The sequence below is a fragment of the Xylanibacillus composti genome, assembly GCF_018403685.1.
Taxonomy (GTDB): Bacteria; Bacillota; Bacilli; order Paenibacillales; family K13; genus Xylanibacillus; species Xylanibacillus composti.
The window spans coordinates 1-13,555 of sequence record NZ_BOVK01000085.1; the positions used below are offsets into that span (position 1 = coordinate 1).

General features: G+C 54.9%; 15 protein-coding genes and 2 pseudogenes. 14 read left to right on the plus strand and 3 right to left on the minus strand.

The window, feature by feature from the left end:
• The 8 genes from XYCOK13_RS20845 to XYCOK13_RS20880 form a co-directional block, all read left to right on the plus strand.
• A partial coding sequence (locus XYCOK13_RS20845) for a hypothetical protein (RefSeq protein ID WP_213414180.1) occupies window positions 1-239 on the plus strand: 239 nt, incomplete at its 5' end.
• 526 nt (window positions 240-765) lie between these two features.
• Entirely contained in the window at window positions 766-918 is a 153-nt protein-coding gene (locus XYCOK13_RS20850; RefSeq protein ID WP_213414181.1) for a hypothetical protein, read from the plus strand.
• Window positions 867-1,424: an NUDIX hydrolase gene (locus XYCOK13_RS20855; protein ID WP_213414182.1), complete on the plus strand. Its 558-nt coding sequence runs from the start codon at window positions 867-869 to the stop codon at window positions 1,422-1,424. The genes XYCOK13_RS20850 and XYCOK13_RS20855 overlap by 52 nt, the downstream gene beginning before the upstream one ends.
• Before the next feature lie 374 nt (window positions 1,425-1,798).
• Complete coding sequence (locus tag XYCOK13_RS20860; protein WP_213414183.1) at window positions 1,799-2,224, plus strand: DUF6157 family protein; 426 nt, start codon at window positions 1,799-1,801, stop codon at window positions 2,222-2,224.
• Between the two features lie 307 nt (window positions 2,225-2,531).
• Window positions 2,532-3,833: a glycoside hydrolase family 140 protein gene (locus XYCOK13_RS20865; RefSeq protein WP_213414184.1), complete on the plus strand. Its 1,302-nt coding sequence runs from the start codon at window positions 2,532-2,534 to the stop codon at window positions 3,831-3,833.
• A gap of 164 nt (window positions 3,834-3,997) precedes the next feature.
• Complete coding sequence (locus tag XYCOK13_RS20870) at window positions 3,998-4,279, plus strand: hypothetical protein (protein ID WP_213414185.1); 282 nt, start codon at window positions 3,998-4,000, stop codon at window positions 4,277-4,279.
• Complete coding sequence (locus tag XYCOK13_RS20875) at window positions 4,280-5,164, plus strand: hypothetical protein (RefSeq protein WP_213414186.1); 885 nt, start codon at window positions 4,280-4,282, stop codon at window positions 5,162-5,164.
• A gap of 219 nt (window positions 5,165-5,383) precedes the next feature.
• Window positions 5,384-5,743, plus strand: coding sequence for a thioredoxin family protein (locus XYCOK13_RS20880; RefSeq protein ID WP_280520927.1), 360 nt, complete (start codon window positions 5,384-5,386; stop codon window positions 5,741-5,743).
• 414 nt (window positions 5,744-6,157) lie between these two features.
• On the opposite strand, the gene XYCOK13_RS20885 is transcribed toward XYCOK13_RS20880, so the two are convergent.
• Together XYCOK13_RS20885 and XYCOK13_RS20890 are read right to left on the minus strand one after the other, a co-directional pair.
• The gene (locus XYCOK13_RS20885; protein ID WP_213414188.1) at window positions 6,158-6,436 is read right to left on the minus strand and encodes a hypothetical protein; all 279 of its coding nucleotides are present in this window, start codon (window positions 6,434-6,436) and stop codon (window positions 6,158-6,160) included.
• Window positions 6,406-7,491 (minus strand): acyltransferase family protein, encoded by a 1,086-nt coding sequence (locus XYCOK13_RS20890; protein WP_213414189.1) that lies wholly within the window; start codon window positions 7,489-7,491, stop codon window positions 6,406-6,408. The genes XYCOK13_RS20885 and XYCOK13_RS20890 overlap by 31 nt, the downstream gene beginning before the upstream one ends.
• Window positions 7,492-7,658: 167 nt before the next feature.
• On the opposite strand from XYCOK13_RS20890, the gene speD reads away from it, so the two are divergent.
• Both speD and XYCOK13_RS20900 read left to right on the plus strand, forming a co-directional pair.
• Window positions 7,659-8,468: an adenosylmethionine decarboxylase gene (gene speD, locus XYCOK13_RS20895; RefSeq protein WP_213414190.1), complete on the plus strand. Its 810-nt coding sequence runs from the start codon at window positions 7,659-7,661 to the stop codon at window positions 8,466-8,468.
• A 204-nt stretch (window positions 8,469-8,672) separates the two neighbouring features.
• On the plus strand, window positions 8,673-9,374 hold the full coding sequence (locus XYCOK13_RS20900) for a queuosine precursor transporter (RefSeq protein ID WP_213414191.1): 702 nt from the start codon (window positions 8,673-8,675) through the stop codon (window positions 9,372-9,374).
• 80 nt (window positions 9,375-9,454) lie between these two features.
• Here the strand turns inward: XYCOK13_RS20900 and XYCOK13_RS20905 are convergent, their stop codons facing one another.
• Complete coding sequence (locus XYCOK13_RS20905; RefSeq protein ID WP_213414192.1) at window positions 9,455-9,679, minus strand: methionine aminopeptidase; 225 nt, start codon at window positions 9,677-9,679, stop codon at window positions 9,455-9,457.
• A gap of 144 nt (window positions 9,680-9,823) precedes the next feature.
• Here XYCOK13_RS20905 and XYCOK13_RS22200 point away from each other — a divergent pair.
• The 4 genes and pseudogenes from XYCOK13_RS22200 to XYCOK13_RS20920 all read left to right on the plus strand — a co-directional run.
• Window positions 9,824-9,961 (plus strand): annotated as a pseudogene (locus tag XYCOK13_RS22200) (MerR family DNA-binding transcriptional regulator); the annotation flags it as partial.
• A gap of 12 nt (window positions 9,962-9,973) precedes the next feature.
• Window positions 9,974-10,582: pseudogene (locus tag XYCOK13_RS20910) on the plus strand (ABC transporter ATP-binding protein); the annotation flags it as partial.
• A gap of 354 nt (window positions 10,583-10,936) precedes the next feature.
• Window positions 10,937-11,845: a DMT family transporter gene (locus XYCOK13_RS20915; RefSeq protein WP_213414193.1), complete on the plus strand. Its 909-nt coding sequence runs from the start codon at window positions 10,937-10,939 to the stop codon at window positions 11,843-11,845.
• A gap of 250 nt (window positions 11,846-12,095) precedes the next feature.
• Window positions 12,096-13,286, plus strand: a complete 1,191-nt coding sequence (locus tag XYCOK13_RS20920; RefSeq protein ID WP_213414194.1) for a M14 family metallopeptidase — start codon at window positions 12,096-12,098, stop codon at window positions 13,284-13,286.
• The last annotated feature ends 269 nt before the right edge of the window (window positions 13,287-13,555 follow it).

Below are 13,555 nucleotides of genomic sequence, written 5' to 3' on the forward strand. Positions count from 1 at the left end.
TGACAGCTCGACTGACAGGCGCCCAGTGGGAGGATCCCGACATAGGAGCTCGACTGACAGGCACCCAGTGGGAGGCTCTCGGCATGGCAGCTCGACTGACAGGCACCGTGGGAGGCTCCCGGCATGACAGCTCGACTGACAGGCGCCTGACGGGTCTGGTTGGAGATCAGCTGGGATCACGGACAACAGGAGTCGCTAGGCAAGCTAGAACCAATGGAGAATCGCGCTTGACCGGATGATGGGCCGGATGATAACGGAACTGACAGACGTTAATTGCTTGATTTCCGCTCAGTTTTCATTCTAACGGAATCAGGAGCTCTTATTCTGAGGAAAAGCGGAAAAAACGCCAGTTTTCCCGCCATTAGTGCCTCCTGGTTCCGTTAGCATTTCGATTGTCGGCCAGAACGCGCATTAGTGTTCCTCACTTCCGTTAGAATTCCGCACAAGCCGGTTGCAGATTGCATGCCGGGTTGCTGCAAGACCAGTTGCTGCCTGTTCCGAAGCAAATGAATGCTAATACGCACAATTCAAGTAGCCGCCGCTCGCAGGGATGACTGCCGAGACGGCGGTTTTCTATGCGCTGGCAATGCACCCGGCCAATTGAGTAAAAGTCTCCGGCACACGAAGGCTGGCGGTAGGGCGCAGCTGACGCATCATGCATCGTGCAACGTGCGGAGGAGCTTGCGAAGCGAAGGCAAAACCCGGAACTGGGCAGCATAACCATGTTGGTTGACCGATTCTGGCCACAAGAGGAGGCGCATCCAAATGAGGAACAGGTCAGCGGCCGAGCAGCTTGTCAATTGCAGATGGCAGCAGTATAATGTGCCCGACAGTCATCATCATTCTAACAGCAAAGAGGTCATCATATGGAAGCGAAATATTGTTTGCTCTGCGGGCATCCGCTTGTTGAAAAAGTAATCGACGGCGACCCGCGCCAGGCTTGCTCTGCATGCAGCTATGTGCATTGGGGAAATTACAGTGTCGGCGTGGGAGCGCTTGTGATCAAGGAAGGAAAGCTGCTGCTTGTTCGCCGCGCCCAGGAACCGGGCAAGGGATACTGGACGAATCCGGGCGGCTATATCGAGCAGCATGAGTTGATTGACGAGACCGTACGCCGCGAGGTGCGGGAGGAATCGGGCGTGGACGCTCGCGTCACGGGTATCGTGGCCGTTCGCGACCAGCCGCGCGCGATCCATAACTTGTACATCGCCTTCGCGATGGAATATATCGGCGGCGAGCCGACTCCCGACCATGCAGAAGTAGACGCCGCCGGTTTTTTCAGTCTGGAAGAAATGGCGACCATGAACGTCGCCGACTTCACCCGCTGGCTCGTGGATGTGGCCGTTCGGGCACAGGACAGCGGCCTGACAGCGGAAAGGGAGGTCCCGGCTTCCCTGTCCAAGTACGGCTTGTACCGCGTGTAGACAGGCCGGAGGACGGGGCAGCGAGAGGGGGCATGCTCGTTTGATCGCAGATTGCGCCCCCGCACGATCACATATGCTGAAAAGACTCCTTCACTGACGCTGTCTGTCAGTGAAGTTTTTTTATAATAGGGAGCGAACGAGAAAACAGGCGACGGCCGCTTCCAGCCAACAAAGCAGACTTCACCCGCAGGCAGCTGTATGACGGAAGCCCGGAATCTCTTGCTTTATTGCAGTTTCCCATACAAAATAAAACCAACGTGACTTGTACACGGCATTGTTGAAGAGAATGCGCACGGAATGGTTCACCGTATGGTTGAAGTCGCTTCCGGCATCGCATCCCATTATCAATCGCTGACAGAAGAGAGGGATTCTTCATGACCTACGTGAATACCTTTATACGCATTGCGGAGGATTGCCCGACAGCTTCCGGCGTGGTGCCCGCGTCGAACAGACAGCTCAAGCCGATTCATCTGCTGCAATATGAGCTCCTGACCGGAGCGCCGTATACCTACACTCACGATGAATTGCTGTTTGAAGTGAATCGCCGTCGCGATGAGGTGCCGGAAGAACAAGGGGAGGCTTACCGCGAACAGTTGCTGGCGAAGAAGCATCCTTGCCTGCGCGCTTCCATGCTGCCGAAGAAGTACGGATGGGGCGTCCACTACAACGAACAAGGGAAGATAGCCATCTATGCGGCAGGGACGCCCGACTATCAAGCATGGCTGACGGACAGCCAGACGACCGTTCTGCCAGCGATGCGAAACAGCCGCCCAGGGAAATCGTCATCAGCCGCTGAATAACGGAGATTCCCGATGAGACGACGGCGCCCGTCATGGACTTATCGCGGCTCTCCCCACGCACGGACTGGTATATCGCTCAGATTTCCTTTTTTTTATTGAGCTGACAGACAGGTGAAGTAACCTGAGCATATCGGCATTCGTTCGACCTTTCCGAAGCTGTTCCTTCCCGGGACAGCTTCTTGCCTATCCTCTAAGGAGAAGCAGGTTTTTTTATGAGGATTTCCCTTTCCATGCCCCCGGGCAGGAAACCAAGTTTCGGCCATGGAAGTAAGACAGACACATTTCCAACAAGAAAGGAACATCGGCCATGAGCAAGCTTCCATTATTGCAGGTTAGCGAGAATCGGAGATTTCTGGTGCAGGAGGACGGGACGCCTTTTTTCTGGCTGGGAGACACGGCATGGGAATTGTTCCATAAGCTTGATCGAGAGGAGGCGCGGCTGTACCTGCAGAACCGCGCTGAACTGAAGTTCACGGTCATTCAAGCGGTGGCTCTAGCGGAGCTGGAAGGGCTGTCGACAGACAACGCTTACGGTCGTCGGCCGCTGAAGAAGAATGCCGCTGGAAAGTACGATCCGACCTTGCCGGACATCGGCGGGGAATATGATTACTGGAAGCATGTGGATTACATCGTGGACACGGCCGCTTCCCTCGGCTTGTATATCGCGCTGCTCCCTACTTGGGGCGACAAGTACAACTTGATGTGGGGAAAAGGACCGGAAATTTTCAATCGGGACAACGCCCGCATGTACGGTCAATGGCTGGGTGAGAGGTACAAGGATCGCACGAACATCGTATGGGTCATGGGCGGTGATCGTCCCTTGCACACTCGCATGCACTTCGAAATTATCCAGCAGATGGCGGAAGGCATTCGGCAGGGAGACGGGGGACGGCACTTGATGACCTTCCATCCGAAGGGGGACGAATCCTCTTCGCTGCATGTTCATGAGGAAGAGTGGCTTAGCTTCAATATGATCCAGTCCAGCCATGGGGACGGCGAGCGGGACAACTACAAGAAGGTAGCCCAGGATTACGCCCGCACCCCGATTAAGCCAACGCTGGATGCAGAGCCGTGCTATGAAGACCACCCCCGGGGCTTTCAAGCGGACAATGGCTATTTCGATCAAGCGGATGTGCGCAAGGCCGCTTATTACGCTTTGTTCGCAGGGGCGTTCGGACATACTTACGGACACCACTCCATCTGGTCGATGACGACCGACCCAGCCGATTATTTCATCATGGATTGGAAGGAAGCGCTGCATCGTCCCGGCGCCGCGCAGATGCAGCATGCGCGGGCTTTGCTGGAGTCCCGTCCCTTCCTGGAACGCGTGCCTGACCAGAGCCTGCTGGCTGCCAATTACACCGGCTCCAATTACATGGTCGCCACGAGAGGCCGCAGCTATGCCATGATTTACTTGCCGAACGGCCTGCCCTGTCGCGTCGTGCTGGACAAAATTTCAGGACGCACTGTGCAGGCTGCCTGGTTCAATCCGCGCACCGGCGAATTCATCGAAGCAGGCGCCTGCGACAATAACGGGGAACGCACGTTCATAGCGCCATCCCGCGGCAGGGACAACGACTGGGTGCTGGTGCTGGATGGACAGCAGTAAAGGAGTTGGCCCCGGAATGGAATAGTTTGTGCATGAACGGCCCAACGACAGGGTTGCGCAATAACCTATAAGGTGTGCATGACCGACCAGCCTTTCCTCGCGCGACAGTTTTGCAGTACAATGGAAGGAAGAAAAGTCCAATAACAAGCGGAGGGACAATGGCAATGCAAATCCACATCGAGCAGGCCAGTATGGAACGCACGGAGGATAAACGGTTCGTAGGCAAAGTGTATGTACGGGTAGAAGGCCATAAGCAGCCGTACGAAATCATAGTAGACAGCAAGAACATGAAGGATTGGGGTTACGCGCTTTACTTCCAGCGAGATTCTGGACCGGAAGAGGAAATCGACGCGCTGGATGCGTATATCGACGAGCACGAGGATGTATTCGAACGTATCGTGCAGGCGGCCAAGGACGCCTATCAAGAGGGGAAGGAACGTGACTAAGTGGAAAAAGAAAAGCTGCTATTGAGAAGCGATCGGTTGGCTGTTGAGCTTGAACGGCCGGGTACGGTCTATAGAGGCTCCCGATTCGATTGGTCCGGCTGGGTGTCGGCCATCGTGCTGGATGGCGAATTCAGCTTCGCTTCCGTGGAATCGACCGATCCCGGGCAAGGCTCCGGCGGATATGGCCTCTGCAATGAATTCGGGATCGAGCAAGCCATCGGCTATGCCGATTGTCCCGTAGGCGGCCAGTTTCCAAAGCTCGGAGTCGGCTTGATTACACGGCAGGATGATGGGGACTATAACTTCTATAAGCCGCAGCCAGTGGAGCCCTTTGCCATGAGCGCTGTCCAGGAGGCAGAGGATCGGGTGCGGTTCGAGGCGGAGCCCCGCGACTGCCGCGGTTATGCGGCCCGTCTGAGCAAAATCGTATCGGTTGCAGACAATCGGCTGCGTATCGATTACAAGCTGGATAATGTGGGGGAACATGCAATTGCAACAGATGAGTATGGCCATAACTTCATTCATCTGAACGGGGAACCGGTAGGCCCTGATTATGAGCTGACCTTGCCGTTCGATCTGAAGCAGGCAGGCGAGCTTCAACCAGTCTTTCAAGCGGAAGGACCGAAGCTGTCCTGGCGTGAACAGCCGGACCGGGATTTCTACTTGCGGCTTGACACTGGTCTTGGCGGGGAGAGCCAGAGCTGGACGCTCACGCACAAGCGAAGCGGCATTGGCATGAAAGAAATCTTGCATGCGCCATTGTATCGATTCGCACTGTGGGGACGAGGCTATGTTGTGAGCCCCGAGATGTTTGTCCGCATCCAGCTCGCTCCCGGCGATAGCATGACGTGGTCCCGGGAGTATGAATTTTTCAAGCGCGCATGATCGTTTCGAGAGCAAGATGATGATTTATCGCGTGAATGATGATTTCAAGTGAATGACGGTTTCCCGCGAACCTGCTGATTTTCAAGTTTTCTCGCAAGCTTGCTGATTCAAGTGAATATGACGGTTATCTCGCGAGCCTGATGATTTCAAGTGAATGACGGTTTCAATCTAAATAGGACGCCCTATAAGGAATACTAAGACGTATATCTCGAAAATTGGATAAGGAGGCGGAGGTCAATGAGAACTATTCAAGATGAAGCTCAATTTGAGCAAGCGATTCAAGGCGATCACCCGGTGGTGGTTGTCTTCAAGACAACTTGGTGCCCGGATTGTCATTATATTGATCCTTTTATGGATGACGTGATACGCAAGTATGAGGGACAGCTGGAATTCGTGCACGTGGATCGGGATGAGCTCCCAGATGTATGCGAACGGCATAACATTCTGGGCATTCCGAGCTTCGTCGTCTTCAAGCAAGGCCAGGAACTCGTGCGGTTCGTCAGCAAGCTGCGCAAAACGAGAGAAGAGATCGAACAATTCCTTGACCGAGCTGTACAAGTTGCGGCTGCTATGGGCTAAGAAGCAAGAGATAGGAATTGGCCGCAAGCTTCCGCTGAGCATGCATACCGGGTTGTTGCTCGGTACGCAAAAGGCCTGGTTTGACGACTATGCCGTTCTGCATGGACGGCACCGCGCTGCCGCAGCTTTGTGGCAGGATGTCAGTGCCCATGCCTCCCACATCACAAGGCGCAGGAGTCGGCTGCGAAATAGCGGAACTTTGCGGCTTTATTTTGTCTGGATGCGGTGATGTCACGAAATAAGGGAAATCAGGGGTCTTATATGGCAAGTTCTGCAGCTCGACACGATCGATACGTGTGAATAAGACCGTATTTTCCCGTTATCTTCCAATAACATGGTTAAATGAGAGAAATAAGTCCACATTTTCCCGTTATCTGCTAAGAAGAGAAAATGAGCGCTGCCGCTTCCGGCACATCACACGCCAACTGCCTGGATATGTTCCGTTAAGTGGACCGCGTAATCCCCGGCCTCCGTGTTCGCGAAGCGCAGGGCAGCACATCCGCCCCGCGCCCCGACAACTAGCTTGTGGCAGACGCAGTTGTACTGCACTCCGCAAGCTTCTTGCTGCGCTTCCGCCGCGGCCAGCCCCGCACACCCGGGACCAATCCCCGGCCTCCGTGTTCGCGAAGCGCAGGGCAGCACATCCGCCCCGCGCCCCGAAACTAGCTTGCGGCAGACGCGGTTGTACTGCACTCCGCAAGCTTCTTGCTGCGCTTCCGCCGCGGCCAGCCCCGCACACCCGGGACTTTCCCTACGAGCAGAGAACCGTACGGCAGGCGCGACACCAGCCAAGTGAGCAGGAAGCCGCCGACTGCCTGCACCACGAGAGCTTGTGCGAAGTAGAGCCAAGGATGCGCGGTAGAGAACCAGCTGCCAGCTAGCCGAAAGAAGAGAGGGTGGCTCAAGTATATGCCGAAGGAATAGGCGCTAATCACCTGCAACCAGTGCGCCCGGCCCCGCACGGAGCGTGCCGCCCAGAACAGCACCGGTATGACGGCTGCTGTATAGATCAGTACTTCCAGGCGCTTGGAGGTGACGGGTCCATTCATTTGCAGCACGAGTCCGGCTGCCGCCGCCAGTACAGCGAGAACCCCCCATTTGTATCGCTGCACCAGACGCATGGCTGGCTCGTAATGGCGGGCCAAGGCGCCGCCGGCCAGGAAATAAAAGCCCCATGCCGGAAACAGCAAGTAGTAGGAGCGGTCCCAGAGAAAGGCCGCAGACGGCCACGGCGCCGAGGTCGCGGCAAATCCCCAGAGATAGCCCGCATTCAGTACAAAGGCCGCCGCCACCATCGGCCATGCGGTGAGCGCCCCAGCCCACCTCCGGCGAAGGATCAGCATGAACAGCAAATAAAACTGCACAATAATCAGGATAAAGTAAATGTGATATTGCCCTGTCGCCGCTTGAATGACCAGGTCCTTCAGCCCGGGCAGCGCACCTCGGTGGTAGATATGCGAATAGGTCGTATAGATGAAGCTCCACAACAGATACGGGATTGCAATATAAGTCAACCGCTTGCGCAAGAAGCGCTCCGGCAGCTTGTCCGGGTAGGAATAGAACAGCAGGAAGGACGCCAGAAAGACGAACAGCGGGGTCGCGAACAACGCCAGCTTCTCCAGCTCGGGGAGCAGCATGCTGGCATTGTTGCGGTTGACCGCGTGCATGACGAGCACTGCCAGGCAGGCGAATCCTCTTAATATCGCCAGCTCTTCGAGTCTCTTTTTCCCCGGTGCATGAACAGACATAGTGCCTCACCCTCCTTTTCTCCAAAACAATCATTATACAGGCAGAATACCTGCGCAGGAGGAAGCACTTCATGGAAGGAGAGCCAGATTCAGAGGAATAGCCGCCTGTGATTCGGGAAAACTTGTGGAAGAAGCACAAAATACGCACGCATAAGGGGACATGCGCCATGCGCCTGACACCGCAAGAGTTGCTCCAATTGCACGGCTTCAATAACTTGACGAAATCGCTCAGCTTCAATATGTATGATATTTGCTACACCCAGTCCAGAGAAGAGCGGGAAGCGTACATTCGCTACATTGACGAACAGTACAATTCGGACCGGCTCTCCCATATTTTGCAGCAGGTGGCGGAGCTGATTGGCGCGCATGTGCTGCATATAGCGAAGCAGGATTATGTGCCGCAGGGCGCGAGCGTGACGCTGCTCGTCTCGGAGGGTCCAGTCGAAGAGGAGCCGCGCGAATCGTTCGAGGAATCGCCGGGACCGCTGCCCGATTCCGTCGTCATTGCCCTGGACAAGAGCCATATTACCGTCCACACGTATCCCGAATATCATCCGGATGAGGGAATCAGCACGTTCCGCGCGGATATCGACGTTTCGACCTGCGGGGAGATATCCCCGCTCAAAACGTTGACCTACCTGATTCATTCCTTCGACACCGATATTATGACAATCGATTACCGCGTGCGGGGGTTTACCCGTGACATTACCGGACACAAGCTGTTCATTGACCACGAGATCAACTCCATCCAAAACTTCCTTCCGGAAGAAGTGATCGAGCAGTACGATATGATTGATGTCAATGTGTATCAGGAGAATATTTTCCATACGAAGTGCAAGCTGAAGAAATTCGATCTGAACAATTATTTGTTCGGCTATACGAAGGACAAGCTGTCAGAGGAAGAGCAGGCTGTGATTATCGAGCGATTGACTAAGGAAATGAACGAGATTTACTATGGGAAAAATATGCCGCAATAAAGCGAGGATGGACAGAAAAATACAGAGGTGAGGGTGCAGCAGCGCTGGCGAAAGCCAGCGTTTTTTTTCGTGAATGCGGGCACATCGCCATGCATCGCAGTGAGGACTAGCCTAGTCCGGCCGCACATGCTACAATGGAACAGTTCCATTTAGGAGCCGCGGTTCGAGACCATCCCGCGTTATCAAAACTAGGAGGAATGAAAAATGCATAATTTGCTCTGGGGCGTTGCCTTTGTGCTCGTCCATTTCGCCATGTTTCTGATCTGTTATCGGTTATTTGGCAAAAACGGCCTCTATGCCTGGATCGGGGCAGCGACGATTCTCGCGAACATCCAGGTAGTAAAAACCATTGAAATGGCGACCTTGGTCATGACGCTCGGGAATACGATGTATGCCACCATCTACCTGACGACCGACCTGCTCAATGAGAAGTACGGTGTGAAGGAAGCGAAGAAGGCTGTCTGGTTCGGCTTCTTCACGCTGCTTATGACGATCATCATCATGCAGATGGCGATCCAGTTCCAGCCTCACGGGGAGGACATTGCACAGGCCTCGTTCGAAACTTTGTTCGGACTGATGCCGCAGATCGCGTTAGGCAGCTTGACCGCCTACTTGGTCAGTCAGCTGTTGGATGTACGCATATTCTCCATGCTGAGGCGCATATTCCCGAAGTCGCATCAATTGTATATTCGCAATATCGGAAGCAAAATAATTAGTCAGCTGATGGATACGGCTATCTTCTGTACGATTGCTTTCGCCACGCTTTATCCGTGGGAAATCTGGTGGCAAATATTCTTGACCACCTATCTGATCAAGTTCGTCGTGTCAATAGTCGGGACGCCGTTCCTGTATGCGGCGAGAAGCTTCAAGTTCAAGGAAGACCAGGCGCAGCCTGTTCAGAAATAAGACTGCAAGAAAGCCGGAGTCTCCCGCAAGCAGGGGGATATTCCGGCTTTTTTTTACAGCTTTGTGGCCAGCGCAGCCAATTAAAATTGACTTTGATACCGCTCCCAGTCCGCATAAAGCCCGCTGCCGCTGCAGTGCTGGCACGTATAGGCATCAGCGGAATGGAAGGCCATGTACTCGCTTGCGGCCAACGGATAAAACCCTTGTCCCCTGCACGCTGGACAAGTGCCGCGCTCCCGGTTTCTGGCAATCTTCTTCTCGTGACTGGCTTCTCTCCACTCTGCCAACGCGTTGAACAAACCCATGCTATTCACCTCTGCCGTTGTTTTTTTTTTCTAGTATGTTCAAGTCTTGACAGACTATGCGTCTGCTAGGGACATGCATAGAAATATCAGCTTGCTTCTGACGTTACGTCAAGTTCTATGATAGAGACAAAGGAGGGGATTAGGATGACAGAATGGCAGCGACTGTCCATTGGAGAATTTGCTCGCATGTCCGGCGTAAGTCCGCGCACCTTGCGGTTCTATGAACAGAAAGGACTGCTGCAGCCCAGCTATGTCGCCGATTCAGGCAGGTGCTATTATAGAGAACCGGACCTGCTGCTTGAGCCATTTTATTCCCCCACAAACGGCAGCATCCGGCTCGGCTCCGCAGATATTCGGACGCTGCCATTGGAGCAGTGGAGGGACGGTATCGGCTATGTGCTGCAGGACAGCCCGGTGATGTCCGGGACGATTCGTGACAATATCGGCTACGGCTTGGCGAAGGAGGCGGATGACGATGCGATCATCCGCGCGGCACGACTGGCGAACGCGGCCGATTTCATTGAGCAGCTTCCTGATCGCTATGAGACGCTGGTCGGGGAGCGGGGCATGAAGCTGTCCGGCGGTCAGCGGCAGCGCGTTGCCATTGCTCGGGCGTTGCTGCGCAATCCGAAGGTGCTTCTGCTGGATGAAGCGACCTCCCCCATCTGGATAGTGAGTCCGAGGCTCTGGTGCAGCAAGCATTGCGCAAGCTGATGGAAGGCCGGACCACGCTGATGATCGCCCATCGCTTGTCCACGGTGATGGAGGCTGACCGCATCTTCTTTTTGGACCCGAGGAACGGTTACGGGCGAAGGGACGCATGAGCAATTGATGGCAACACATGAACGGTACCGCAAATTTGTCATGCAACAAATGGTTCAATCCAAGGAAGGACAGGAATAATTCGGCCTGTTACCTCATTGTCATCAGCAAAATTATGGGTAGAGTCACCCGATACAACAGGTGCAAGAGGAAGGAGTATTTCAGCCAAGGGTAGCAGCACTATGCATGTTTGCTTGAGCAAGCTTGATTGGCATGAAGAATCGGTACAGGATGGTCTCCGGACGGATGGAGGCCATCTTTTTTTATACAGTGGAAGAGTGGTATGGGAAGTGCTGGGGCTGGAAGGGGGGCTTTTTTATAAACTTATTGGACAGGCGCGAAAGCGGGAGGAATTTGTGATACGATCGACTTGGATGTAGAAAAATCGAAGAATGCGCCGCATGCATGCATGGGACTGATCGAGGAGGTTGCAACTTGGGATTGCTGTATCTGCTGCTCGCCACGCTTGCCTGGAGCTTTGTCGGAGTGCTGGTCAAAGCCGCGTCCGGCATGGTGGACAGCACGATTATCACGTTTGCCCGTTTTAGTATTGGGGCGCTGTTCTTGGGATTGTTTTTGTACGCACGGCATGGACATGTAAAGGTGCGCGCAGGGCTGAAATGGGTGTGGATAGGCGCTTTCGGCAAGTCCTGCAACTATTTCTTTGAGAATATTGCTCTGTCGATCGGTTATTCATATGGCAACATTATTGTGCCGCCGATTCAGACGGTCGTGCTGCTGTTCGTCTCGGTGCTTCTGCTCAAGGACCGCATGACCGGGCGCGGCTGGACGGCGGCCGCGCTTTGTCTGGCAGGCGTGCTGTTGATCAGCTGGAACGGGCAGTCGCTGAGCATGCTGTCAGGCGGCAGCGGGATGATTACGCTGATGTTCGTGCTGGCGGGCGCCGGCGCGGCGATTCATGTCATCAGTCAGAAGATGCTGATCAAGGACCTGGATACGGGCAATATGAATTTCTCTACCTTCTTTATCGCTTCGCTCTTGATGGCCTTGCCTATTCCGGTATTGGGCGAAGGTTTTGTCGGAACTCCCGCTAACGGCTGGGCGTGGTTCTCGCTGCTGGCGCTAGGGGCGATTACGGGCCTGAGCTTTTACTGGTTTGCGGAATCGCTGCGGCGCGTCACCTTTCCGGTCGTGATCATTGTCAGCAATTTGACGGTACTGTTCGGTATTTTGTGGTCTTATCTAATCTTCAACGATCCGATTACTTCCTATATTATTGTAGGCGCGCTTATCTTCATAGCGGGCATGGTCATCCTGAATATGCCGGGGAAGAAGGCGGCCGTTCAGAACAAGCCGCGTGCCGGAGGCAGAACAGACGGCTGACAGGCAATGGTGCGAATGGCGGGATCGTGCTGGTCTGGTGAAGAGCAAGTGCTTTGCAACTGGATGCGAGCCTGGTCCGGTTGGGTCCAGGCAGCTTCAATCGAACGGGCAGAATGCCGGGCAGGGCTGATCGTCAGCTTTGTCCGGCGTTTTTGTTCGCGTCATCCTCTTCTTGGGGCGCACGGCCATTCACATAATGGAGCAAGCGCCCATATCCTAGTGAGAGCAAGAAGGAACAGGAGGGGTTTGCTTGCGCATTACCGTAAGATCAGGAGACTCGCTATGGGCAATCAGCCAGTGGTTTCAAGTGCCGCTGGTCTTGCTCGTAGATTCGAATCCGGCCGTACAGCCGCAGTCGCTGCAGCCAGGGCAAACACTCGACGTGCCAGGATACATGCCAACCGTATATACGGTGCAGCCGGGAGATTCATTGTGGAGTATCGCGCAATCGCAGGGGCTTCCCGTGGATGCGCTGTTGCTTGCCAACCCGGGCGTAGTGCCTGCTTCCCTATATGCGGGCCAGCCAATCGCGCTGCCCCAAAGAGTCGTGCAGCCGATTGTGCGCATACGGGATCGTTATGATTACGCGGCGATGGTCGAAGACCTGGGACGGCTGTCCGAAGTGTATCCTTTCCTGCGGCAGCGGACAATTGGCGCTTCTGTGATGGGGAAGCCGCTGCCTGAGGTGCAAATCGGTCGAGGCGCCAAACGTATTCATGTCAATGGATCGTTTCACGCGAACGAGTGGATCACGACACCTCTGCTTATCCGCTTCCTGAATGATTATTTGCTGGCCGTCACGAACCAAGGGGCGATTCGCGGGCTGCAGATGGGGCAATGGTATGCGACTGCAACGCTGTCAGCCGTTCCGATGGTGAATCCCGATGGCGTTGATTTGGTTGTGAACGGGTTGCCGGATGAGGAGCCCTACCGCAGCGAGGTTCTTGCCATCAATAACGGCAGCTCGGATTTCTCGCTATGGAAAGCGAACATTCGCGGTGTGGACTTGAATAATCAATTTCCCGCAGGCTGGGAGATTGAGGCGGAACGGCGGGAGCAGCAGCCGGCCCCCGCCAATTATCCCGGCGCAGCTCCATTGACCGAGCCCGAAGCGCAGGCGATTGCGCAGCTGACTGTAGAGAGCGACTTTCACCGCGCGCTGGCGTTCCATACCCAGGGAGAAGTGATATTCTGGGGCTTCGAGAGCCTGGAGCCGCCCGAATCGGCGGTTCTTGTGAATGAATTCGCCAGAGTCAGCGGCTACCTGCCGATCCAATTCGTTGACAGCTACGCCGGTTACAAGGACTGGTTTATTCAGCAGTGGAGAAGACCGGGCTTTACCATCGAAGCCGGAAGGGGCACAAACCCGTTGCCCTTCACGCAATTTGAGGAAATCTATCAGGAAAATTTGGGCATCCTTCTGGCAAGCTTATATATGTAACGGTATAGGCGGTCCCCGGGGCCCGGGCAGCCGATGCGCTTGCTGTCCGGGCAAGGGGCCAGCGATCAGGCATGTCCGATGAGGCCAGCTGGCCTCCAGCTTGCGGACTGCAACAAGTATGAACGCTGCTGCAACTGCGTCGCCCGACCCTGTTGGCCGAGGACCCTGAGGCTGACCTGCGGATGAACGGGAAAAATGGGTCTTATTTCTGTGGATGCTGGTCTTCTCGCCTAAATAACGGGAATGGATGCACTAGCCTTGCATCAATG

Bases quoted from the DNA above. Each gene is read 5' to 3' on its own strand.
- XYCOK13_RS20850 (WP_213414181.1), top strand. From the start codon at position 766: ATGAGGAACAGGTCAGCGGCCGAGCAGCTTGTCAATTGCAGATGGCAG.
- XYCOK13_RS20855 (WP_213414182.1), top strand. From the start codon at position 867: ATGGAAGCGAAATATTGTTTGCTCTGCGGGCATCCGCTTGTTGAAAAA.
- XYCOK13_RS20860 (WP_213414183.1), top strand. From the start codon at position 1,799: ATGACCTACGTGAATACCTTTATACGCATTGCGGAGGATTGCCCGACA.
- XYCOK13_RS20865 (WP_213414184.1), top strand. From the start codon at position 2,532: ATGAGCAAGCTTCCATTATTGCAGGTTAGCGAGAATCGGAGATTTCTG.
- XYCOK13_RS20870 (WP_213414185.1), top strand. From the start codon at position 3,998: ATGCAAATCCACATCGAGCAGGCCAGTATGGAACGCACGGAGGATAAA.
- XYCOK13_RS20890 (WP_213414189.1), bottom strand. From the start codon at position 7,491: ATGTCTGTTCATGCACCGGGGAAAAAGAGACTCGAAGAGCTGGCGATA.
- speD (WP_213414190.1), top strand. From the start codon at position 7,659: ATGCGCCTGACACCGCAAGAGTTGCTCCAATTGCACGGCTTCAATAAC.
- XYCOK13_RS20900 (WP_213414191.1), top strand. From the start codon at position 8,673: ATGCATAATTTGCTCTGGGGCGTTGCCTTTGTGCTCGTCCATTTCGCC.
- XYCOK13_RS20905 (WP_213414192.1), bottom strand. From the start codon at position 9,679: ATGGGTTTGTTCAACGCGTTGGCAGAGTGGAGAGAAGCCAGTCACGAG.